The 22,967-nt window shown below is 57.0% G+C and carries 19 protein-coding genes; 4 read left to right on the top strand and 15 right to left on the bottom strand.

Annotation, left to right across the window (positions count from 1 at the left end; all coding sequences use genetic code 11):
- Positions 1–5: 5 nt before the first annotated feature.
- From C772_RS00095 to C772_RS00060, 8 genes are all read right to left on the bottom strand, one after another.
- Positions 6–713 (bottom strand): ABC transporter ATP-binding protein, encoded by a 708-nt coding sequence (locus C772_RS00095; RefSeq protein ID WP_008296425.1) that lies wholly within the window; start codon positions 711–713, stop codon positions 6–8.
- On the bottom strand, positions 691–1,464 hold the full coding sequence (locus tag C772_RS00090) for an ABC transporter ATP-binding protein (RefSeq protein ID WP_008296424.1): 774 nt from the start codon (positions 1,462–1,464) through the stop codon (positions 691–693). The genes C772_RS00095 and C772_RS00090 overlap by 23 nt, the downstream gene beginning before the upstream one ends.
- A 112-nt stretch (positions 1,465–1,576) precedes the next feature.
- On the bottom strand, positions 1,577–2,740 hold the full coding sequence (locus tag C772_RS00085; RefSeq protein WP_407637178.1) for a substrate-binding domain-containing protein: 1,164 nt from the start codon (positions 2,738–2,740) through the stop codon (positions 1,577–1,579).
- A gap of 728 nt (positions 2,741–3,468) precedes the next feature.
- The gene (locus C772_RS00080) at positions 3,469–6,684 is read right to left on the bottom strand and encodes a BTAD domain-containing putative transcriptional regulator (RefSeq protein WP_008296422.1); all 3,216 of its coding nucleotides are present in this window, start codon (positions 6,682–6,684) and stop codon (positions 3,469–3,471) included.
- A gap of 128 nt (positions 6,685–6,812) precedes the next feature.
- Complete coding sequence (locus C772_RS00075; protein ID WP_035001029.1) at positions 6,813–8,195, bottom strand: ABC transporter substrate-binding protein; 1,383 nt, start codon at positions 8,193–8,195, stop codon at positions 6,813–6,815.
- 40 nt (positions 8,196–8,235) lie between these two features.
- Positions 8,236–9,048, bottom strand: a complete 813-nt coding sequence (locus C772_RS00070) for a carbohydrate ABC transporter permease (RefSeq protein ID WP_035000964.1) — start codon at positions 9,046–9,048, stop codon at positions 8,236–8,238.
- 2 nt (positions 9,049–9,050) lie between these two features.
- Positions 9,051–9,983 (bottom strand): carbohydrate ABC transporter permease, encoded by a 933-nt coding sequence (locus C772_RS00065; RefSeq protein WP_008296419.1) that lies wholly within the window; start codon positions 9,981–9,983, stop codon positions 9,051–9,053.
- Entirely contained in the window at positions 9,980–11,110 is a 1,131-nt protein-coding gene (locus tag C772_RS00060) for an ABC transporter ATP-binding protein (RefSeq protein ID WP_008296418.1), read from the bottom strand. Before C772_RS00060 ends, C772_RS00065 begins: the two co-directional genes overlap by 4 nt.
- 159 nt (positions 11,111–11,269) lie before the next feature.
- On the opposite strand from C772_RS00060, the gene C772_RS00055 reads away from it, so the two are divergent.
- Together C772_RS00055 and ggt are read left to right on the top strand one after the other, a co-directional pair.
- Positions 11,270–12,175 carry a glycerophosphodiester phosphodiesterase family protein gene (locus C772_RS00055; RefSeq protein ID WP_008296417.1) on the top strand — a complete coding sequence of 302 codons (906 nt, stop codon included), beginning with the start codon at positions 11,270–11,272 and terminating at the stop codon, positions 12,173–12,175.
- A 303-nt stretch (positions 12,176–12,478) separates the two neighbouring features.
- Positions 12,479–14,221, top strand: a complete 1,743-nt coding sequence (ggt, locus tag C772_RS00050) for a gamma-glutamyltransferase (protein ID WP_051059380.1) — start codon at positions 12,479–12,481, stop codon at positions 14,219–14,221.
- Between the two features lie 57 nt (positions 14,222–14,278).
- Here ggt and C772_RS00045 read toward each other — a convergent pair whose 3' ends face one another.
- Together C772_RS00045 and C772_RS00040 are read right to left on the bottom strand one after the other, a co-directional pair.
- Positions 14,279–15,670: a YfcC family protein gene (locus C772_RS00045; RefSeq protein ID WP_008296415.1), complete on the bottom strand. Its 1,392-nt coding sequence runs from the start codon at positions 15,668–15,670 to the stop codon at positions 14,279–14,281.
- Positions 15,671–15,823: 153 nt separating this feature from the next.
- Positions 15,824–16,744 (bottom strand): patatin-like phospholipase family protein, encoded by a 921-nt coding sequence (locus C772_RS00040; RefSeq protein WP_008296414.1) that lies wholly within the window; start codon positions 16,742–16,744, stop codon positions 15,824–15,826.
- Positions 16,745–16,884: 140 nt separating this feature from the next.
- Between C772_RS00040 and C772_RS00035 the strand changes: the two genes are divergently transcribed.
- Complete coding sequence (locus C772_RS00035; RefSeq protein WP_008296413.1) at positions 16,885–17,361, top strand: GNAT family N-acetyltransferase; 477 nt, start codon at positions 16,885–16,887, stop codon at positions 17,359–17,361.
- Positions 17,362–17,401: 40 nt separating this feature from the next.
- On the opposite strand, the gene rbsK is transcribed toward C772_RS00035, so the two are convergent.
- The 5 genes from rbsK to C772_RS00010 all read right to left on the bottom strand — a co-directional run bounded on the left by rbsK (position 17,402) and on the right by C772_RS00010 (position 21,813).
- Entirely contained in the window at positions 17,402–18,280 is an 879-nt protein-coding gene (gene rbsK / locus C772_RS00030; protein WP_008296412.1) for a ribokinase, read from the bottom strand.
- Between the two features lie 190 nt (positions 18,281–18,470).
- Positions 18,471–18,833 (bottom strand): SpoIIAA family protein, encoded by a 363-nt coding sequence (locus C772_RS00025; RefSeq protein ID WP_008296411.1) that lies wholly within the window; start codon positions 18,831–18,833, stop codon positions 18,471–18,473.
- A 234-nt stretch (positions 18,834–19,067) separates the two neighbouring features.
- On the bottom strand, positions 19,068–20,690 hold the full coding sequence (locus C772_RS00020) for a gamma-glutamyltransferase family protein (RefSeq protein WP_008296409.1): 1,623 nt from the start codon (positions 20,688–20,690) through the stop codon (positions 19,068–19,070).
- A gap of 35 nt (positions 20,691–20,725) precedes the next feature.
- Positions 20,726–21,259 carry a chromate transporter gene (locus C772_RS00015; protein ID WP_035001025.1) on the bottom strand — a complete coding sequence of 178 codons (534 nt, stop codon included), beginning with the start codon at positions 21,257–21,259 and terminating at the stop codon, positions 20,726–20,728.
- Positions 21,259–21,813 carry a chromate transporter gene (locus C772_RS00010; protein WP_008296407.1) on the bottom strand — a complete coding sequence of 185 codons (555 nt, stop codon included), beginning with the start codon at positions 21,811–21,813 and terminating at the stop codon, positions 21,259–21,261. The genes C772_RS00015 and C772_RS00010 overlap by 1 nt, the downstream gene beginning before the upstream one ends.
- 139 nt (positions 21,814–21,952) lie before the next feature.
- On the opposite strand from C772_RS00010, the gene C772_RS00005 reads away from it, so the two are divergent.
- Positions 21,953–22,960, top strand: coding sequence for a DUF1646 family protein (locus C772_RS00005; protein WP_008296406.1), 1,008 nt, complete (start codon positions 21,953–21,955; stop codon positions 22,958–22,960).
- The last annotated feature ends 7 nt before the right edge of the window (positions 22,961–22,967 follow it).

Raw genomic sequence — 22,967 nt, 5'->3', positions numbered from 1 at the left:
TCCCTTCAGGCGATTCCCAGATAGGTCCGCTTCAGTTCTTCGTCGCGCACAAGGTCTTCCATGCGCCCGCTCTGGACGGTTTCCCCGTCATCGATCAGTGTGTAGGTGTCGCCGACACCGGCAGCCATCGAGAAATTCTGTTCGACCAGGATGATGGTCGTCTGCTTTTTCATCTCCCGGATCGCCTCCATGACGGATTCGATCACGATCGGGGCGAGGCCCTTGGACGGCTCGTCGATCAGCATGAGCCGGTTGTCGTTGACGAATGCCCTTGCCATCGCGAGCATCTGTTTCTGGCCGCCCGACAGGTGTCCGCCTTCCTTCTTCCAGAACTTTTTCAGGTCCGGGAACAGGGTCAGCACATAATCCTGGCGGGCCATTGCCGCTTCGTCCTCTTTTCGCATCGCGACCTTCAGGTTTTCCTCTACGGTGAGCGTCGTAAAGACCGCCTGGTCCTCGGGCACATAGCCGATGCCGCCGTTGGCGATGGAGAAGGTCGGCAGCTTCGTGATGTCCTGCCCGCCATAATGGATCGTGCCGGAAGTGGCCGGATTAAGCCCCATGATCGTGCGGAGCGTCGTCGTCTTCCCGGCGCCGTTGCGGCCGAGGAGCACGGTGACTTCCCCTTCTTCCGCGGTCAGCGAGACCCCCTGAAGGATGTGATACTGGCCGATATGGGTGTGGACGTTTTCAAGCGTGAGCAGTCTGCTCATGGGGCATCCCTCCCAGGTACGCATTTTGCACGGTTTCGTTCTGCATGATTTCTTCAGGTGTCCCGTCCGCCAGAAGCTTTCCGTTGAACAGCACCATGATCGAATCGGACAGATCAAGGATCATGTCCATCTTGTGCTCGATCAGGAGGACGGTCTTGTTACCGCCTTCCTTGATCTTCCGGATAACATTCAGGATGGATGGTACCTCTTCCAGTGACATCCCGGCGGTCGGCTCATCCAGCAGAAGCACTTCCGTGTCAAGTGCCAGCAGCATGGCGATTTCCAGCTTCCGCTTCTCTCCGTGGGAAATCTGGCTGGCGATGGCGTCCGCCTTGCCGTCAAGCAGGACAGTCGCCAGGATCTCCATCGATTCCTCCGTGAACTTCTTGTATGAACTAAAGTGCCGGAACGGGTTGTATCGCACGCCTTCCCTTGACTGCACGGCCAGGCGGACATTCTCCAAAACGGTCAGGTTCGGGAAAACGTTTGTGATCTGGAATGACCGCCCGAGGCCGAGCCTGGTCCTTTCTACAGGGGACAGTCCGTCCAGCAGCCGCCCCTTGAAGTACACATTGCCTTCTGTCGGCTTCAGCTCACCGCTGATCAGGTTGAAGAAAGTGGTCTTGCCGGCACCGTTCGGCCCGATCACCGACTTGAATTCGTTCGGCGGCAGGGTAAAGTTCACATGGTCCACGGCGGTGTGGCCGCCAAATCGGATCGTCAGGTTTTCCGTCTTTAAAATGGGTTCCATTATCGGGATCCTCCCCTCATTTGTTCCGCCCTTCCGGATGCACGCCCGGCGGTGTGCATCCGGAAAGGCGGGACGGCAAATGCCGTCCGTCTTTCCTTATTTCTCCGCCCGGTCAGTTCATGATCGGAGGCTCTGTCTCCTCAGGCGAAAGTTCCCGGATCAGTACAGGCACCGGATAAGGGACGCCTTCCTGCTCTTCCAGCTTGATCGCATAGAGTGACTGCAGCGCCTGGTGGTCTTCTTCACGGAAGGTCATCGTGCCCTTCGGTGTTTCAAACGACATGCCTTCCATGACCTCAATCAGCTGGTCCGCATCCGTTTCGCCTTCCGTCTGTTTCAGTGCTTCTACGATGGAAATCGCAGCTGACATGCCGCCCGGCGTGAACAGATCCGGCACTTCTCCGTCAAAGCGGTCCGTGTGTTCCTTGACGAGCCAGTCGTTCACTTCATTGTCAGGCAGGGTGTGGTAGTAAACAGAGAACCCTTCCATGCCGACAAGCGGTTCCATGACAGACAGTGCCGGGATGTCCGGAGCACCGGTGGAGATCTTGATGCCCTTATCCTGAAGCTTCATGTCTGCAATCTGGTTCCATGGGGAGTTGGCGCCCGCCCATACGACGAACAGGTAGTCAGGGTCCGACTCGATGATCTTCTGTAGGTTTGCCGTGAAGTCGGTCGCTGCCGGATCGGCATACTCTTCAAGGACGATTTCCGCGCCGAGGTCCTCCGCCGCGTCCTTGAATGCCTTTACGCCGTCCCAGCCGAACGAGTAGTCCGGTGCGAATGTCGCGATCTTCACGCCTTCTCCGGCGATTGCGGCCGCTCCGGCCACGGCATCCTGCGAGGAGTTCCGCGCCGTGCGGAACAGGTACTTGTTGAACTCGGAGCCGGTGATGCTGTCGGCGACCGCCGGCTCGACGATCATGATTTTCTCGTATTCTTCCGCCAGCGGCAGGACCGCGAGCGTGTCACCGGAGCTGGACGAGCCGACAAGGAAGTCCACGCCGTCTTCTTCAAGAAGTTTGGTCGCCTTTTGGACCGCCACTTCCGGTTTGGTTTCGGTATCCTCATAGACCACTTCAATTTTCTTGCCGTTGACTTCCATCGATCCGTCGGTCGCATATTCGAGTCCGAGGTCGAATCCTCGCTGTGTCTGCTTGCCGTACGATTCGAGCGCGCCGGTCAATGAGGCCAGGACTCCAATTTTGATCGTTTCACCGCTGCCGCTTCCTTCCACTTCACCGGCCCCGCTGTCCGAACAGGCTGCTGAAAACACCAGGACAAAAGCGAGACTGAGCAAACCTGCAACTCTCTTCAACTTGCACTCCTCCTCCGCTGTTTTGTAAACGCTTTCTGAACTGACTACATCATAGTCCGGAAGAGTTGCAAATGAGTTGCAGACGCCAAAACGCAGGTTGGCGTCTGCGAGCAAAAGCGAAGCGTTGCGGAGCACCCACAGCCAATACGAAGATTGGCTGCTGCGCTCAAAAGCGAAAGCGTTGAGCAGCACCACCCAGTACGAAGATTGACGCCTGCGAGCAAAAGCGAAGCGTTGCGGAGCACAAAGCGGCTTTAGCCGGTGCCAATACGAAGATTGACGCCTGCGAGCAAAAGCGCCAGCGTTGCGGAGCACCAAGCAGCTTTAGCTGCTGCCAGTACGAAGACTGGCGCGTGCGAGCACAAGACGGTAATCTCGTCATTCATCCATCCGGTCTCGTCATTCGACCGGGTAATCTCGTCATTCGCGCCCTGCAATAGGATGATTGACGAAATCAAAACCTTGAATGATGAAACTAGGACCGCGAATGACGAAACCGCCCTAACGCGATAGACATCAGCCGGGCATGCTTATCCAAAAACGAAGCACGGAACAGCATCGCGCAACCTTGTTCACGCTTTTCCGGCATGACTAAAAACCTCCCCAAATTCGCTTCGCCCAAAGCTAATGCGAAGCAGATTCGAGAAGGTTCGGACCCTTCTTTTCAATCAGCTTTACAAATATGCTCATGTTTCTTCTATAAACTCTTCATTCGTTTCAGTTGCTTCCAGAACCATTTCGTACATGCGGATGGTCGGCTCCATCGGTTCGATGCCAAGTTCGCGGTCGAAGACGTCCCTGCACAGTTCAAACCAGCGGATGGCGCGGGACCGCCTGCCCAGCCGGTAGTTGGCGTAGATCAGGAGGCGATAGGCCTCTTCTCTCGTTTCGTCGGCCTCGAGTAGTTTTTCGGACCATTTGATCACTTCATCGTATTCTTCGAGCCGGGTGCAGGTCTGCGCCATCCGTTCCATCACGTTCATCCGCAGGCGGGAATGAGCTTCCCGCTCCGTTCGGATCCAGTCAGTCGATGGTTTTTCCGCGAACAATGTCCCGCCGTACCGCTCCAGCGTTTTTTGGAGCTTTTCTTTTGATTCTTCCGCGTGTCTCTCCCGGATGCCCGATTCCGCATATTTCTGGAACAGCTCAACGTCCGTCGTCAGGCTGCTTTCGGGATTGAGCCGGTACATCGTCTTGTGGCGGCTGATGAAGAAAGGCTCCTCCCGCGCGTTCCGCTCCGGCTCCAACACTTTCAGAAGTGCATTCAGCGCAACCTTGAAGTCCCGGTCGGCCGACTTTTCGTCCGCTTCCGGCCAAAGTGCCTGAAGCAGTTCCTCCTTCGGGATATACCGGTCCCGGTTCAGGCACAGATAAGCCAGAAGTTCCTTCGATTTATCCCTCTTCCACTCTTTGTCCGGCACTTCCCTGCCGTCCCGGTAAAGGATGAACGGGCCTGAGAGCCGGACAAACAGGCTGTAGGCCGGATACCTGATGCTGTCCACAGTTCCGGTGATTTCCGCAAGCCGTGCTGCTTCCTCAGAACTCCCCGATTTCCATGCATGGACAATCATGGCCCGGACGGCTTCCATCCCGACCGGTCCCATCAGCGTCCTGCGCCGGATGAAAAAGTCGTAGCCATTGTCTGTCAAAAGGTTCCCGAATTCCTCGAATGCCGGCAGAAACCGTTCATCATCCCCGGAATGGAATGCCGCATGCGCCATCCAGTATGCCGTTGCCATCCTGCCGAACGAATCCCCGCTCCTCAAAAACAGCGAACGGGCCTTTTCCGCCGCATCACGGGACTTTTCCCATTCCTTCATACGGGCACGAATCACGGAAATGCCCGTAAGGATGATTGCGGACAGCCACTGGTCATTGACAGATTCGGTTTCCGCAAGACCCTTTTCCGCACAGGAAAGTGCTTCGTCATATTGGCCTCCAACAGCCCTAAGGATCGCGAGGCCCAGATACGCTTCGGCCGTCCCCCGGTTGACGTTCAGCTCCTCCATGATGCCGATCGCGTCAAGATACAGCCGTTCAGGGGTTCTGAGATCGTACGGATCCTCGAGAAATTCGGCATGCCCTTTCCGGATCCGGGCCACCGCACCAACAAATGCCGACTGCTTGCCACGGATCCCTTTGCCGGCAGCCTCCTTCGCCCGTGCTGCCTCTCCCTTCAGAGAGTAAAGGAACGAAAGGAGCAGGTCGGTTTCCCGGTGGGAATCGGGAAGCTGGTCAGTGTGCCCTGACCGGCGCTCCAGAAGTCCGAGCGCTTCGTCAAGCCGTCCCCTCCGGAGGAAGATCCGGGCATCCAGGTTGCCTTCCGTCAAAATTTCCGAGCCGAGCCGCGCTTCGGCCGCCCAGCGATCGGCCTCATCCGCTCTGCCGAGGTTGACCAGGTTTTCCGCATACTGCCGCTTTAGGCGTGCCATCACCTTCTGGTCGGTCCCGTCCCCGCTTTCTGCTTCCACGATGGCTTTCCGGAGATACGGTTCGGCACGGCCCGGCTGGATGGTGTCGAGATAGATATGTGCGATACCCGCATGGGCCCGGCTGACCATCAGACGGTCACCCTCCCGTTCGGCCAATGCGGCGCAGCGCATATATGACTGCTTCGCCTTCTCATAAAACGCCCGGTACCTGAAACATTCTCCTTCATGGTAATAAAGGCCGTACCACGCTTCCTTCACCTGGGCAGGCATCGTTTTCAGCCGGTCGAGCAGCCAGTCGAACTTGCCTTCCTTCACCACTTCGTGAGCATGGGCGTCAAGAAATCGCGCGAAGAAAATCGGGTCTCCCGACTTTTCCGCATGGTTCAGCGCCTGCGTCGTATCACCGCGATCCGCACAGAAATGGGCAGCTTTCTTCTGCAGTTCTTCAAATCTGTCCGGACGGCTATCCTTCCATTTATCCTCCAGGAACTGCTGGAACAATGCGTGGAACCGATACGAACCGGAGCCGAGCGGCTGGATGAACACATGCCGGCCGGACAGCTTTTCCAGCTTCTCCGCCTGCAACTTTCCGTAAAACGCCCGGATCAGCGAATCCGAAAATGCGGGGAAAATACTGAACTCAAGAAGAGCCTCCTGGTCATCGGCAGGCATCAGGTTAAAGACATCCTCCGACAGATAGGAAAACAGATCGGCCAGAGCCGGCTTCAGGACCGGTTCCTCCCGTTCCTGACCGTCCCGGATCTGATCCGCCATGAGCCGGACGGCGATTGCCCACCCTTCCGTAAGCGTCAGGATCTGGTCCGCCACCGCTGAATCGAGCCTGCGCCCGAAGTAATCTTCAAAGTATACTTCGATCTCATCACGCGAGAAACGGAAGATCTCTTCTCCCACTTCGTAAAGGCGCCCCGACAGCTTAAGCCTCGGCAGTACCGACCATTTCGGTTTCATCCGGGAGGCGACGACCATCCGGATCTGCGGAGGGAGAAATTCCAGAACCTTCTCCATGAAGAAATCAATTTCAAACACATGGTCGACATGGTGGAAGTCGTCGATGACGATGGCGAACGGTTCCCGGATCTTCATCAGCTCATTGACAAACGCCCCCGGGATGCCGGCCACGGCCCTTCCCGGAGCAGGCTCGTTGCCGCCAAAGGCCGCTTCCGGATCGAATGACGGATTGGCCAGCTGGATGCTCCGGAACAGATGCCGCAGGAAAGGAAGCAGGTCATCGTCCTCGGAAGAAACCGTGTACCAGGAATACCGGATCGGATGGTCCGCAAAAAACCTGGCCAGTCCCGAGCTTTTTCCATAGCCCGCTCCGCTGTGGACAATCATCGTCTGTGCATCCAGCCCCCGCCGGAACGCGCGGTTCAGCCCGGCCCGCGGCATATAGGATGACGGCGGCACCGGAGCAATCAGCTTGGTCATGATCAGTTCCTGCTGCGACATTCGCTCCTCCCCCTTTCGTCTTGGTCCTTTCATCGTACCATAAGAATTATTTGAATTAAATGACATCTTTTTTGGCAGTGTAAACGCATCAAGCCGGCCCTTCGGAAAGGACCGGCTTGATTGCCTGCTTACTGACTGGTCTGGTTTGCAATTTCAATCGCACGGTTGGTGCCTTCGACCGCCTCATCGAGGACCTGCTGCGGATCGGCTCCCTGGTAAAGATTCTCCAATGCGGTGACGATCTGCTGGCGGGATTCCGGGAAGACCGAGATGAGCGCGCCCTGCGTAGCGACGGATGGCTCCGTGTCCTGGAGCTGGTCGACCGTTACCTGGAACTGAGGATATTCAGCCCACTTTTCCTTTACAATATCTTCCTCATAGGCAGCCGGGTTGATGGCGAAGTAGCCGGTGTCGAGGTGCCATTTCGCCTGGACTTCCGGCGTCGTGAGGTACTTCATAAACTCCCATGCCGCCTGCTGTTCTTCATCGGCGATTCCCTTGGACATCCACAGGGAGGCGCCGCCGATGATGACGCCATGGCGTTTGACTTCATCGGCATGCGGGATGTACGCGGCACCGACTTCAAACGGCGATGATTCGATTGCATTGGCCACGCCTGCAGACGAATCCATGTACATCGCGACTTTACCTGACGAGAATGCCGCACGGATGTCATCCCAGTTCGTTCCGAAGTTGCCGAACGTGCCTTCCTTGTTCATCGTATCGAGGAAGCGGAAGACGTTGAGCCCTTCCGGACCGTTAAAGACGGCTTCGGTCGCATTGCCCGCGCGTCCGTTTTCTTCGTTTACATAGAGGCCACCCTGTGTCGCGAGCAGTTCCTCAAAGAACCAGCCGTACGTCAGCATCGAGAAGCCGTACATCTCATCGGTCTTCAGCTTCGAAGAGGCAGCGATCACGTCCGCGAACGTTTCAGGGGCCTTTTCCGGGTCCAGGCCCGCCTCACGGAATGCGTCCTTGTTGTAGAGGAGGACCGGAGTCGACGAGTTGAACGGCATCGAGTAGAGCTCGCCGTCCACCATGTAGTAGTTCAGGATGTTTTCCTCAAGCTGGGAGATATCATAGCTGTCCTCATCGATGAATTTCTGGACCGGCTCGATGTAGCCGCTGTCGATCATGTACTTTGTTCCGATTTCAAATACCTGCATGAGAGCAGGCGCATCTTTCGTGCCTCCGATGCTTCGGAGCTTCGTGAGGAGTTCCTCATAGGTGCCCTGAAATTCAGGATTAACCACATATTTATCCTGGGATTCGTTGAATCCTTGGGCGATGGCATCGAGTGATTCCTGTCCTCCGCCGGACATTGCGTGCCAGAACTCGATTTCCACTTTTCCTTCTTCATTCACGGCCGCTTCCTGCTGCTCGCCTACTTCCTGGGTGCCCGTATCCGCATCCGCCTCAGGTGCAGCATCCGGGTCACTGTTCGTACACCCCGCCAGCATCAGCATGACAAATGCCGCCACCATCAATAAGCCAAACCGCCACTTCTTCATCAATTTCTCATCCCTCTTCCCCTTTAGAATGAATGAATCCTTACTTGAGCGCACCCTGTGTGAGTCCCTTCTGCAGCTGCTTCTGTCCGAGGAACAGCAGTAAAAGGGTCGGAATGATCACGACGATGACTCCTGCCATCACCACCCCCCAATCGGTTGCGACTTCCTGGGACTGGAGCTGCTTGAGCCCGATCTGGACCGTGCGGACCGAATCGTTAGTCGTGACGAGGAGCGGCCAGAGGTACATGTTCCACGTGGTGAGGAATCCGTACGCGCCAAGTGTCACGAGACTCGTCTTGGATACCGGCAGGACCACACGCCGGAAAAACGCAAAAGGGCCGAGTCCCGCAACCTGTGCCGCCTCATGAAGCTCTTTGGGAATGGTCTTGAAGTGCTGGCGCAGCAAGAATGTACCAAATGCGAGCGCAAAAAACGGCAGAGTCAGTCCCTGGTACGTGTTCAGCCAGTTGAGGTTCTGGATGATGAAGAAATTCGGGATCATCGTTGCTTCCCAGGGGATCATCATCGTTGAGATAAACAGGAAGAACACGAAATCCCGGCCCTTGAACGGGATAAAGACAAAGGCATAGGCCGCGAGCGAACAGACCGCCAGCTGGCCGAGCATGACCCCCGCCGATACGATGAAGCTGTTCAGAAGATAGTTGAGGAGCGGCAGCCGGTCAAACACCTTGATGTAGTTGTCCAGATGGAATGACTCCGGCAGGAATCTCCCCTGCATGAGTTCGGGTCCCGTCATGAAGCTGATCAGGAACGCATAGGCAATCGGGAAAAACAGCACAACTGCCGAAATGGTCAGGAGCGTATAGAAGATCATTTTTTTCGGAAGGCTCATCGTCACTGGTAATGCACCTTCCTTTCACCAAATCGGAACTGCAGGATCGTCACGACCAGGATGCATAAAAACAGGAATACCGCCTGCGCGCTCGCCGTCCCGAACTGATAATTCACGAATGCCTCGCGGTAGATGGAATAAACGATCAGATTGGTCGACTGTGCGGGCCCGCCCTTTGTCAGGATGTCGATCTGCCCGAATGACTGGAAGGCATTGATCAGCGAGATTGTAATGATGAAGAACAGGGTCGGCGACAGCATCGGCAGCGTGATCCGCCTCAGCTGATAAAAGTAACCGGCGCCGTCTATCTTTGCACTTTCATAAAGATGCTCGTTGATGTTCTGTAATCCCCCGAGAAGAATGAGGAAGCTGAATCCGGTGTTCATCCAGATGGTCGAGATGGCGACAGAAAAAAGCGCCCAGTCCGGATCCAATAGCCATTGGATCTGCCCGATATCAAACAGTGCCAGGAACCGGTTGAACATCCCGATGCTCGGATGGAACATGAACAGCCAGACGACCGAGGCCGCGGCTACCGACACGCCCATCGTCGACGAATAGATCGTCCGGAAAAATCCGATCCCCTTCAGCTTCTCATTGGCAATCAGCGCCAGGAACAGGGCGAGGATCACACCTGCGGGCACCGTATAGAGGACGAACAGGATCGTCGCTTTTGCACTGTTAAGGAACGCCGCGGACTCCAGCAGGTAACGGTAGTTGTCGAGTCCGACAAAGACGGCAGCCTCCCCCCGCTGATCGGTCAGGAAAAAGCTCAGGTAGATTGTGCGGAACATCGGATAAAAGACAAAGACGCCAAAGAGGATGATTGACGGCAGCAGGTACAGGATTGCTGTCCTGCCGCGTCTCGTGCGGGTCCATACTCCGGGTGGCTTTATAACTTCGACGGGTGCAGCATCTTCCCGGAGTGTACTCACAGCGCAGCACCTTCCTTCCGTACCGCACGCTGCCGGTCTGCCGCCTTCCTGATCAGACGGCCGTCTTCCAAGCTAAACAAGCAGGCGGAACCGGTGTCGACGGCGATCGGAATCCGGTCACCGGTCCCGATCTGCCACTGGCCGTTCCACTTGGCCGTCCATTCCCCCTCGCCTGCAATGAAAGAAAAGACGGTTTCGTGCCCGAGTACCTCGACATTGGTGACCTCAGCCTCGAACACCGGGAGCCCAATGCCGGTTTCAGGCGGCATGAGAAACTCCGGACGGATGCCGAGCGTCACCCGTTTTTCCGCAATCTCATCAAGCGACCCTTCGGGCATGGCGATTTGCGTTCCATTGGTCAGCATCAGAACATTTTCTTCCTTCCTGACATCCGCTCCCGCAAGGTTCATCGGCGGCGATCCGATGAATGTCGCCACGAACGGATTTGCAGGATGGTTGTAGATATCGATCGGGCTCCCGACCTGCTGGATCTTCCCGTCGTGAAGGATCATGATCCGGTCCCCCATCGTCATCGCCTCGACCTGGTCATGCGTCACATAGATCATCGTGATGCCGAGGCGCTTCTGGATACGCCGGATCTCCGAACGCATATGGGCGCGCAGTTTGGCATCCAGATTGGAAAGCGGCTCATCCATGAGACAGATCGGTGCTTCGCTCACGATGGCACGCGCCAGCGCCACACGCTGCCTCTGGCCCCCGGAAAGCTCCCGCGGCTTCCTTTTCAGGTAATCGGTCAGGCCAAGCATTTCCGCGGTTTCATGCGCCCGCTTCTTCCGCTCCGCCTTTGGCACTTTTTTCACATCGAGGCCGAACGTGATGTTGTCCTCGACGTTCAGATGCGGGTAAAGCGCATAATTCTGGAACACCATCGACAGGTCGCGCTTGCTCGGGGGCAGGCGATTTGCGGTCTTCTCCCCGATTTTCAGAGTCCCGCCTGTGATTTCTTCGAGACCTGCGATCATGCGCAGCATCGTGCTTTTTCCGCATCCCGACGGCCCGACCAGCACGAAAAACTCACCCGGCTCGATGGTCACATTGATGTTCGAGATGACATCCTTCTGCCGATCGTAGGATTTGGATACGTCGATCAGTTCTACTTTCTTCAAGCAGGCAGTCCCCCTTAGACAAACCGTACTCAGAATCTTTATTTAAATCAGTTAATTTAATCGTACCGGAACCATAATGGAAAAACAATGGTTTTCGGGATGGATTTGGCGTTTCCGGTCCGGTACATTGAAAGAAAACAGGAAAGGCGGAACCCGCCCATGAACAGACGCTCCCTCCTCCTATCCGCGGTTCTCCTTTTCGTCCTTGCTGCATGCTCTCCGGAAAAGGAACTTCTGCCGGCGACCGGCAGCTTCAGCCAGGCAGAGCCTGCGCCGCTTCCTGAGGACCGGTTCCTCACAATCGCCCACCGCGGCGCTTCCGCCTACCGCCCGGAGCATACCCTGCCTGCCTACATCCTGGCCGATGAGATGGGGGCCGACTATATCGAGCTCGATCTCCGGATGACAAAGGACGGACGTCTGGCGGTGATTCATGATCAGGAGCTGCAGCGCATCACGGGAGGTTCCGGCAAAGTGAGCGACATGTCGATGGATGAGCTGAAAAAAGTGTCCGCCGGAGTCGCATTCAATGAGGAAAACCCGGAGCTTGCCCAAGCCTCCTACGAGCAACTCACCATCCCGGAACTTCGGGACGTACTCATGCGATTCGGAACCTCGGTCAATTACTACATTGAGCTGAAGGATCCCCCTGAAGGCGCCGGGATGGAGCAAGCCGTAATCAGCGAACTCGAGCAATATGGCATCACTGAAAGCAGCGGACAGCGTCAGCTCCCGCCGGTGATCCTGCAATCCTTTAACAAGGAATCCCTGATGCGCCTGCACGAAATGCGCCCGGATATTCCGCTGATCCAACTTTACTCATTCAAGGAGAATGCAGACCTTTCTTCCGAAGAGCTGGAACAACTGCGGGGTTATGCATCCGGAATCGGCATCCCGGCCGATTCCGCGCATGCCGGGTTCATCGAAAAGGTAAAGGGGAGGGAGCTAGATGTCCATGTCTTCACGGTAAACGAAGAACAGGATATCCGGAGACTGATCGCCATCGGAGCCGACGGGGTATTTACCGACCGGCCTGACGTTTCCCGGCGAATCAGTCTTGAATAAGTGACGTATTATGCCGGGCGGATGTCCGGCATTTTCAGCATGTATCTGCCACAGCTCTTGCCTGTAATTTCTCCCGCCTTTCCCCTCCCAGTTAATTGCTTGTTCTCTGGTGCCGACGCCCCTGTCCTGCAGGGCCTAAAGCTTTAGCAAAGCACGCGGACAGCATGACGGATGATTCAATTTTCTGATATCCGATTGCAGGTCCCTATCCCCTTTTCTATAGTGGATAAGAACGACCAAGTACAGTTCAGGGGGAGGGGTTTGTTTGTGTTAAAGAAGAAATGGCCTGCATTTGTGCTGGGGATGACCTTGATCGCCGGCAGCTTTCCGGTGACGGCAAACGCAAAGCCGCAGGGGGAAATTGACTACGACAGCTTTCCGGAAGTCGCGGAAGCGAACGGCGGGATGGTGGCGACTGCCCACCCGCTGGCGACAGAGATCGGCCGGGATGTGCTGAAAAAGGGCGGCAACGCAATTGATGCCGCGGTCGCCATCCAGTTCGCATTGAACGTGACCGAGCCGATGATGTCCGGCATCGGGGGCGGCGGATTCATGATGGTCCATGACGGGGCGACCGGAGACACGACAATTGTGAACAGCCGTGAACGGGCCCCGGGAGGCGCGACACCGGATATGTTCCTGGATGAGAACGGTAATCCGATCCCGTTTTCCGAGCGGGTGATGCACGGAACATCCGTCGGGGTGCCGGGTACGTTGAAAGGCCTCGAGGAAGCACTTGACCGGTGGGGCTCCCGTCCGCTTGAATCGCTGATCGGGCCGGCAATCAAACTCGCCGATCACGGCTTCGCCATCGACCCGGTCCTTGCGGATGCCATCGAGGACAATGAAGAAAAGCTGAAGCGCTCCGCTGCGCAGGAAGTGTTCTTTGATGAAAGCGGAGAGCCGCTCGGAGAAGGCGAACTGCTCGTGCAGGACGACCTGGCCAAGACTCTGAAGCTGATCCGCTCCAAGGGGTCCGATGTCTTTTACGAAGGGCCGGTCGCTGATGCCATTGCTGAAACCGTCCAGGAATTCGGGGGCTCGATGACTCGGGATGACCTTGCACGCTATGACGTGACCATTGACGAGCCGATCTGGGGCAAATACAAAGGCTATGACATCGCCAGCATGCCGCCGCCAAGCTCCGGCGGGGTGTTCCTGTTGCAGATGCTCGGTATCCTGGATGGCTTTGACCTGTCGCAGTACGACGTGAAGGCTTGGGAAAAGTACCATCTGCTCGCCGAAACGATGCACCTGGCCTATGCCGACCGGGCAGTGTATGCCGGTGATCCGGAGTTCGTCGATGTACCGGTGAACGGCCTGCTGGACCCTCGCTATATCGAGGAGCGCCGTGCGCTGATCTCATTGGACCGGGTAAATCCGGCGCCTGCTGCAGGCGACCCTTGGAAGTATGAATCCCAGGGAACGCCGACCGCAGCAGTTGCCCAGCCTGAAAATACGCAGTACGGCGAGACAACCCACTTCACCGTCGCCGACAAATACGGAAACGTTGTTTCCTATACAACGACGATCGAGCAGCTTTTCGGCTCGGGCATCATGGTGCCGGGCTACGGCATCGTGCTGAACAATGAACTCACCGACTTTGACGCAATTCCGGGCGGTGCCAACGAAGTTCAGCCTTATAAGCGCCCGCTCAGCTCGATGACACCGACAATCGTCTATGAAGACGGAAAGCCGGTCCTCACCGTCGGCTCGCCGGGCGGCCCGACAATCATCACATCGGTCCTCCAGACCATTCTTTATGCCATCGAGTATGACATGGACCTGAAGTCCGCCGTCGAGGAGCCGCGCATCTACACGAACAGCCTCACTTCGTACCGCTATGAAGACGGCATGCCTGCAGATGTCCGGGCTCACCTCAACAGCATGGGCCACCGATTCGGACAGGCTCCGGTCACGATCGGCAACGTCCAGAGCATCCGGATCGACCACGAGAACGGCACCTTCCTCGGCGTCGCAGACTCCAGCCGGAGCGGATCCGCAGCGGGAATCGAACTAAAAGGGAAAAAGAAAGGCCAGCACTAATAGTTGAAGCCGGACTGCCTGATGAGGCGGCCCGGCTTTTATGTTCTTCCCTGCTATTCAGATGGGCCCCCAGTTCATGAGAACCCCGACACTTAGCATGACGACGGCGATCAGTACCCATATGCCGAACAGCGGCAGCATCCACTTAAACCACTTGACCCATGCAACACCTGCGACGGCCAGGCTGGCCATGAGCGGTCCGGATGTCGGGAAGATACTGTTGGTGAATCCGTCTCCAAACTGGAAAGCCTGGACCGCAACTTGCCGGGTGATGCCCAGCATGTCGGCAAGCGGCGTCAGGATTGGCATGGCGATCATCGCCTGTCCGCTTCCGGAAGGCACGAGGAAATTCAGGGCGCCGTTTGCTGCGAACATTCCGAGCGCGGCCAATACCGGGGGCAGTGTTTCCAGCGGAACCGACAAAGCATGGACAAGGGTGTCCAGTATGTAAGCATTCTCCATGACGATCAGGATCGCCCTGGCCACCCCGATGATCAGGGCGCCGTACACCAGGTTTTTGCAGCCTTCCATAAATGCCATGGTCAGCTGATTATAGTTCATCCCGGCAATGATACCCGAAACCAGTCCGATAAAGATGAAGAATGCGGCCATATGATTGATTGTCCAGCCCATCTTGATGGTCGCAAAAACAAAGAACGCCAGTGCGATTCCTGCGAACGACAAAATCAGCTTATGTCTGCCTGTAAAAGGCGCGTCCAAAGATCCGTCCTGGCTCTGATCTTCGAGGACACCGATCAAGCTTTTCGACGGATCATTCAAAACACCCTTGGCATACCTCCATGTATACCAGATCGTCACGCCGACAATCAGGACAAACGCAAGGATTCGCAGCCCCATCCCGGAAAACAGCGGAACGTCGGCTATTGTCTGCGCCACCCCGACTGTATAAGGGTTCAGGAAGCCGACATTAAATCCGGCGAATGTCGCACCGAACGTGATCGCAACGGCGACCAGCGCATCCAGCTTCAGGGCGCGTGCGATGATCAGCCCGATTGCGACAAACGGAATGACGGAGTTTGCGACTGCCCCGACTGCCCCGCCAAGCGCGAACAGGATGGAAATAAGCGCAATCAGCCAGAACTCCTTCCCCCTGGTCACATTGACCGCACGGAGAATCCCACCCCGGATGGCACCGCTCCGTTCAATGATTTCAAAGGCACCGCCCGCAAACAGCACCAGGAAGATCAGGTCCGCCGACTCCACCATCCCCTGCTGCAGCGCAAGGAACAGATCCATAAAGCCCGCCGGATTCCCTTCCGTCTGGCTGTAGGTCCCCGAAACGACCCGCTCGACGCCCTCCACGGTTTCCCGCTCAAATGAACCGGCCGGTACGATATAGGTCAAAGCCACCGCCAATAATAGGACGGCGAACAGGATGACATATGTATCAGGCATTTCCCAACGTTTTTTCTTATGACTTTCTTCCATTTCCCCTTTTGTCTCCTCTCCGATGTCAATAAAAATGAATATTTATGAGTATAAACATATTTCTTATTCATTTCAAACTAGTTTCTATATTCCCCCGACATAAATAGAAGACGGACCGCATCACATTTGCCGTCCGTCTTGATTGGTTATTTTTTACACCACCCGCACGGATGCCCGGCCCGGAACGGATGTATGACGCCAAGTTTTGAGGAACAGACGGGTCCTGTCCCGGCCCCTTTCCATTAGCGCCTCCATCTGTTCCCTGTCCATGTCAAAGTCGGTCGCCTTCACATCGTCCATGGGGATGAAGACGACATCACGGGCATGCTCCCTCGAGATGTACCGCTCATCGTGGGCATTTTTCATCGTCGAGAAAAGCGCTTCGAACAGGTCGAGCGCGTTATGGATTTGGTGCGGCTGCCGCTCCTCCTGGCTGCGGCTCAGTTTCAGCCCGATCACCGGACGTTCCCGTTTTCCTTTTTCATCGTCAAAGATCCACATCGGGAAGTTGCTCAGGACCCCTCCGTCAACGACAATCGCCTCGCCACCTGAAGTGAAAAGCCGGACCGGCTCGAAAAAGTACGGAATCCCGCAGCTCATCCGGAGTGCCCGGGCGACCGGGAACGTCTCCGCCGGAATCCCGTACTTTTCCAGATCGTCAGGAAGCACAAGCATTTTGCCGTTTGTCAGGTCCGAAGCCACCAGCTTCAGCCTGCCCGGCTCCAGATCTCCGAACGTATACACCTGTTTTTCGAGAAGCCGGTCCGTGAACCAGTCCTCGAGTGCCTTCCCCTGGTAAAGCCCCATCCGCCAATACAGATTCAGCCACTTCATGAAGCGCGTCGGCACAAGGGAGGCCCGCCGGTCAAGCAGCTCGCTGAAATCCTGTTCGGCAAGCAGATCCGCGATTTCCCTTGATGTGAACCCCGCCGCGATGAACGCGGCAAGGATCGATCCCGCGCTCGTGCCCGCAATCCTCCGGAACGTCAGCCCTTGCTTCTCCAGTTCCTCATAAGCCCCGACAAGCGCAAGCCCCTTGAGCCCGCCTCCCGAGAACACGCCATCCACCCTCATTTCTCCCGCCCCTTTCCCGGAAGTCTTTCTTATAAGGTAAGTATGCGGAGGCGGGATTAGAACCGAACCGGAAACCGCCTTGCATGTTGTCAATAAAGCAGATAGATTGGAAACAGGACAGGAAAATGAGGGATGAATCCATGAATATCCGTGAAATCGAAGCAAAAGACAACCCGGCCATCGAGAGAATCATCAAACGCTCGCTGGAGTCGTTCGGGCTCGACATACCCGGTACCGCCTATTTTGATCCGCAGCTGAGCAGTTTGTCGGACTATTACCGGAAGCTGCCGGACTCGAAATACTGGGTGGTTGTTGACGAACATGGCGAAGTTCTGGGCGGCGTCGGGATAGCACCGTTCGGGGAGCATGAGGGCGTGTGCGAGCTGCAGAAGCTGTATATCAAACCGGAAGCCCAGGGACAGGGTATGTCAAAGCAGCTGATGGAAACCGCACTCGGCTTTGCGAAGGAGCATTATGCGCACTGCTACCTTGAAACGATGGAAAAACTCCGGGTGGCCAATCGGATCTATGAGCGGCTCGGCTTCCGTAAGCTGGAGCGGCCGCTTGACGGATCCGAGCACGGGACGATGGATACGTGGTATATAAAAGAACTATAGAAAGAGGCGGCACAGGATTTCCTGTGCCGCCTCCTTTTGGTTATGCATGGTCCTTCATCCGCTCCGTCGTTTTCCTGCGCCCCGGCATGCCGCCCTGGGCACCGAACTGTTCGACGGACAGCGAGGCAGCCGCGTTGGCGAAGCGGATGGCGTCTTCCATCGGCATCTCTTCCGCCAGGGCAACAGCGAGGGCGCCGTTGAACGTGTCGCCGGCTCCGGTCGTATCGACTGCTTCTGCCCGGATGCCCGGTACCCGGACATGACGTTCTCCGTCATAATAGCGGGCTCCGTTTTGGCCGAGCGTTACGATCAGCCGGTTCGGATGCGCTTCAAGCGCCCGTTCCCAGTTCTCACCGAACATCATCGCCGCTTCACTCTCGTTGGGCGTGAGTATCGGCTCGTATTGGAGGAATTCATCACTGAAGCCGTCTGCCGGCGCGGGATTCAGGATGACCGGAACACGGTTTCTGTGGGCGATTTCGAGTGTGCGGAGAACGGACGGAATCGGAATCTCCAGCTGCAGGACGATCAGATTGCTTGAACCGATAACTTGTTCGCAGTTTCCGATATCCTCAGGCGTCAATCCATGATTGGCACCCGGCACGACGATGATCCGGTTGTCGCCTTCCGAAAGCAGGATATTCGCAATGCCGCTCGGGCCTTCCACCCGCTTTACGCCGCTGACGTCGATCCCTTCGTTCTCCAGGTTTGCGGCGAGTTCATCCCCGAACGGATCCGTGCCGACCGCCCCGATTATGGCGACTTTGCCGCCGAGGCGCGAGGCCGCAACCGCCTGATTGGCCCCCTTGCCTCCGGGGACTGTCGTATGCAGATTTCCGAGTACCGTCTCCCCCTGTTTCGGAAACCGCTCCGTCCCCACCACAAGATCCATATTGATGCTGCCGACCACTGTAATCATCATGACACCTTCTCTACTCCACTTTTTCTTAGCGTACCAGAATCGGATGTCCGGTTGAAACTGTCGTGGTCGTGAAATCAGCAGTTGCGGTCGCGAATTCGACTGTTGCAGTCGCGAAATGAACCGGTGCCGACGCAAATCGGAATAAAGCAGAGCGGCTGCAAATTAGCTGCAGCTGCTCCACCACACATTATTCGTCTCCCAGCCACTCCCACGCCGCGTCGTACTCACCCGGATTGAAATGCCTCGTCTTCAGCCTGGCGATTTCGCCCATCCCGAGTCCCTCGGCAAACTGGAGCCAGTTCTGCTCGCTCATAAGGGCAACTTTATTGAAGCTCATCAGGCGTTTTATATCGAATTGAACGCCTCTGAGCGCATCGGGAATGGAAGCGAGGTCGACCGTACCGACCTCCGCGAAGATATTAAAAGAACCCTCTTCTTCGTATTTCCTTGCAATCACTTCGTTCAGTTTCAATGCATCTTCTTTTGTCAGTCTTCCGTCGAACTTCAATGCGATGGTCCGTTCATCCATGCTCGTTGTGAATGTCAGCACCTGATCTCCTCCCGAATGTTCCGTTTCCCCTTTTCTTCCCTTCCCCTCCTTTCGCTAATCTCCAGATTGTGCTGAGGCGATTCGGGTGCATCCACTGCAATGATGAATGCGCCAGAATGCGGACCGAGTGCCCTCATTTCCCCCTCGGGTGCCGCTCAATGCCGCTGCAGCCCTTTTCCGTCCCAATTAAAAACGCCGGCGGATTGCCGGCGTTCATCTCATTCATCAAATTAATTACCAAACAGCAATCGAGCCGTCGGTCCGGGATTCGGTTCCGGCTTCAAGCACGCCGGTTTCCGGGTTGCGCCAGATAATCTGGCCGCGGCCGAAGCCGCCGGAGTCTGTCGCGATCTGGATGTCGTGGCCTTTCCGCTGGAGAGCCTGTGCCAGATGGAGCGGGAAGTCCGGTTCCACCTGGACGGTCTTGCCGCCGACCCACTGCCAGCGCGGCTGGTCAAGCGCAGCCTGCGGGTTCAGCCCGAAGTCGACCGTGTTCGAGATCACCTGGAAGTGGCCCTGGGGCTGCATGTAGCCGCCCATGACGCCGAACGGGCCGACCGCCTCGCCGTCTTTCGTGAGGAAGCCGGGAATGATCGTATGATACGTCTTCTTGCCCGGCTTCAGGTAGTTCGGGTGTTCCGGGTCAAGCGAGAAGTCGGCGCCGCGGTTCTGGAGCGCGATGCCCGTGTCCGGCACGACGATCCCGGATCCGAAGCCCATGTAATTGGACTGGATAAAGGACACCATATTGCCTTCCCCGTCGGCCGCAGCCAGATAGACCGTGCCGCCCTTCGGCAGCTCGTACGGCTCCGGATCGATCGCCCGGTCGCCGATGACGGCTGCCCGTTTTTCCGCATATTCCGTTGACAGAAGGTGCGCCGTTTCGACCGGCATGTCGTCGGGCTGGGTGATGAACGCCTTGCCGTCGGTGAACGCCAGCTTCATCGCCTCGATCTGGCGGTGGAGCGTTTCGGCTTCCCCATAAACCGGCTGCTTGCCGGTTGCCGAGTGGATGTTCATCGCCATGAGGGCGACCATGCCCTGGCCGTTCGGGGGAATTTCCCAGACGTCGTAGCCGCGATAGGTCGCAGACACCGGCTCCACCCATTCAGGCTGATAGGCTGCGAGATCTTCCTTGCTCAAGAATCCGCCGTGAGCCTGCACTGCATCGGCAATCTGTTCCGCGAGTGGGCCTTCGTAGAATGCTCTGCCGTCCGTCTCTCCGATTTGCCGGAGCGTGTCGGCATGCCCGGGGGAACGCCACATCTCGCCGGTCTTCGGCGGACGGCCGTCCGGGGCGAATGTGTCAAACCATGCCTCGAAGGCTTTCCGCTCTTCTTCGCTGCCTTCGGAAAGGTTCTTGAACTTGTTGTAGGCCACTTCCCAGTACTTTCCGAGGATCGGCGTAAGCGGATAGCCTTCCTCCGCCAGCCGCACCGCGGGCTCGAGTGTCTCCGATAGGCTCAGTTTCCCGAACCTGCGGGACACTTCCGCCCAGGCGGAAGGCGCACCCGGGACGGTCACCGGGACGGCGCCGAATACCGGCATCTTCTCGTGTCCGAGCGCCTTGACCTTATCGGCGGTTGCAGCCTTTGACGCCGGGCCGGAGGCGTTCAGCCCGTGCAGCTTGCCTTCCGTCCAGATGAGTGCGAACGCATCCCCGCCGATGCCGTTGCTGGTCGGCTCGACAACGGTCAGTGCCGCGGCTGAGGCGATGGCAGCATCAATCGCATTGCCTCCGCGACGCATGATTTCAATTCCTGCCTGTGCCGCAAGCGGCTGGCTTGTGGCTACCACACCATTTTTCGCGAATACCGTATGCCGCTGTGAGCGGAACGGATGATACAAGTAATCCATGGATCATTTCCCCCTTCTTGAATTATGCAGATGAATCAGCCGCCGAGGAAGATGGCGCCGTAGAGAAGCGCGCCGAGGACGACCCAGGTCGGGCTGACTTTGCGGACCTCGAGCAGGACGTAGCCTGCGACGATCAGGATGAGTGTGTGGATCCAGCCCGATCCGGTGAACGAGTCGAAGAAGAAATCATACGTCATTACGCCGAGTAGCACGGCAATTGTCGGGCGGACGACTTTCGTCAGCCGCTTGACCTGTGGCGCGTCCTTGTGCCGCATGAGGATGCCGAGAAGCACGACCATGAGGATCAGTGACGGGGCGACAGTTGCGAACAGCGCAATGAAAGCACCCGGAATTCCGGCGACGTCGTAGCCGATATACGCGGCCATCTTCGTCGCAATCGGCCCGGGAAGCCCGTTGCCGAGCGCCACGATTTCGCTGAATTCCCCGTTGGTCATCCAGCCGTACCGGTCGACCACCTCGTGCTGCAGGAGCGGAATCGTTGCGGGCCCGCCGCCGTAGCCGAGAAGGTTGGATGTAAAGTGCGCCCAGAAAACCTGCCAGTAAAGCATCATGACGCATCCCCCTTCCTCTTCCATGGGATAAAGGCGGACAGAATCAGGACGGCGATGATGATCGCCGGATGGACACCCGCGAACTCAGTGAGCGCAAGGCTCGCCACAACAAGGACCACGGTCAGCGGCCATCCGAGGCCGACGCCTGCTTTTTTCAGGAAGTCGATTGCCAGCACCCCAATCATGACACCCGCGATCGGGATGACCCCTCTTGCCATCCCCTGTACCCACGGCTTGTCCTTGAATGCATTCAGCAGCGTCAGCAAAACGACCATCAGGAAAGCGGTCGGCAGGACCGTTGCAGCCAGGCTCGTCAGCATCCCCGGCCAGCGGTTCAGCCGCCAGCCGATATAGCCGGACAGCTTGGTGTTGACCGGTCCGGGGAGCGTGTTCGCCAGCGCCAGAACGTCCGAGAATTCATCGTCGTCCATCCATTTGTACCGGTCCACGACTTCCCTTTTCATAAGCGGGATGGCGGAAAGGCCGCCCCCATAACCGAGCATCCCGGCCCGGAAAAACGCAATGAACAGATCTTTATTCATGTGCAGCATCAACTCATTTCTCAAAACTAGTATTTAGTATAACGAAAAATCAGAGCAATCGGAACATGGGAGTGTCGATTTATGCGGACATGTCCTTCCGCTCCGCTTCATAAGATGGCAAATAGCCTGAAGCAAAGGAGCAATCGACGTGACCACCGGCCTCCTGATCATTCTCCTGCTTGTCCTTGTCCTGCCGTTTGCCGTAAAGCCCATCGAGCGGCAGCTGGAACTGTTCCTCCTCGTCATGGGAATCGCCGCGGCGATCACAGGCGGCATGATGAATCGCGAACTGCTCGGACAGGCCTTTGCCGATCCGCTGCCGATCACGCTGACCGTGCTTGTCGCCGGCATCGTCTTCCGCCTGTTTTACCGGCAGCTTACGGGCGGCATCCGCTTGCTCCGGAAAGTGATGCCTGACCGGCTTCTTTATACGCTGCTTGTCATCCTGCTTGGGCTCGTCTCGAGCGTCATCACCGCCATCATCGCGGCACTTGTGCTCGTCACGGTGACCGGCACATTGGGGCTTGCCCGGCGTTCCGAAATCAGGCTCGTCATCCTGGCATGCTATTCGATCGGGCTCGGTGCCGCACTCACCCCGATCGGCGAGCCCCTCTCCACCATCACGGTGCAGAAGCTGGATGCCGAGTTTTCGTTTCTCTTTAATCTGATCGGCCTGGACGTTCTCACTGCCATCCTGATGTTCGGAATTCTCGCGGCCGTCTGGGTCGACCCGCCGGAAAAAGAGGCGGGCGGCACTCCTCCGCCGCCCGAGCCGGTATCGTCGATCTTCACCCGCTCGTTCAAAGTGTATGTGTTCATCATGGCATTGACAATGCTTGGCGCCGGATTTGAACCGCTGATCCGCGAGCATCTCACCGATGTCGCACCGGGCACGCTCTACTGGATGAATATGCTGTCCGCCGTCCTCGACAACGCCACGCTGGCTGCCGCCGAGATCAGTCCGCTCATGCAGTATGATGCCATCCGGGCAATCCTTCTCGGCCTCCTCATCAGCGGAGGGATGCTGATCCCCGGGAACATCCCGAACATCATCTCCGCAGGCAAACTCCGGATCACCAGCGGCGAATGGGCCAGGTTCGGTGTACCGGTCGGGCTGGTGGCGCTTGTTGTGTACTACATCATTGGAATCTGGTAATAAAAAC

Origin of the sequence: Bhargavaea cecembensis DSE10 (genome assembly GCF_000348905.1) — a bacterium.
Taxonomy (GTDB): Bacteria; Bacillota; Bacilli; order Bacillales_A; family Planococcaceae; genus Bhargavaea; species Bhargavaea cecembensis.
This window is presented reverse-complemented; position numbering and strand designations above follow the sequence as displayed.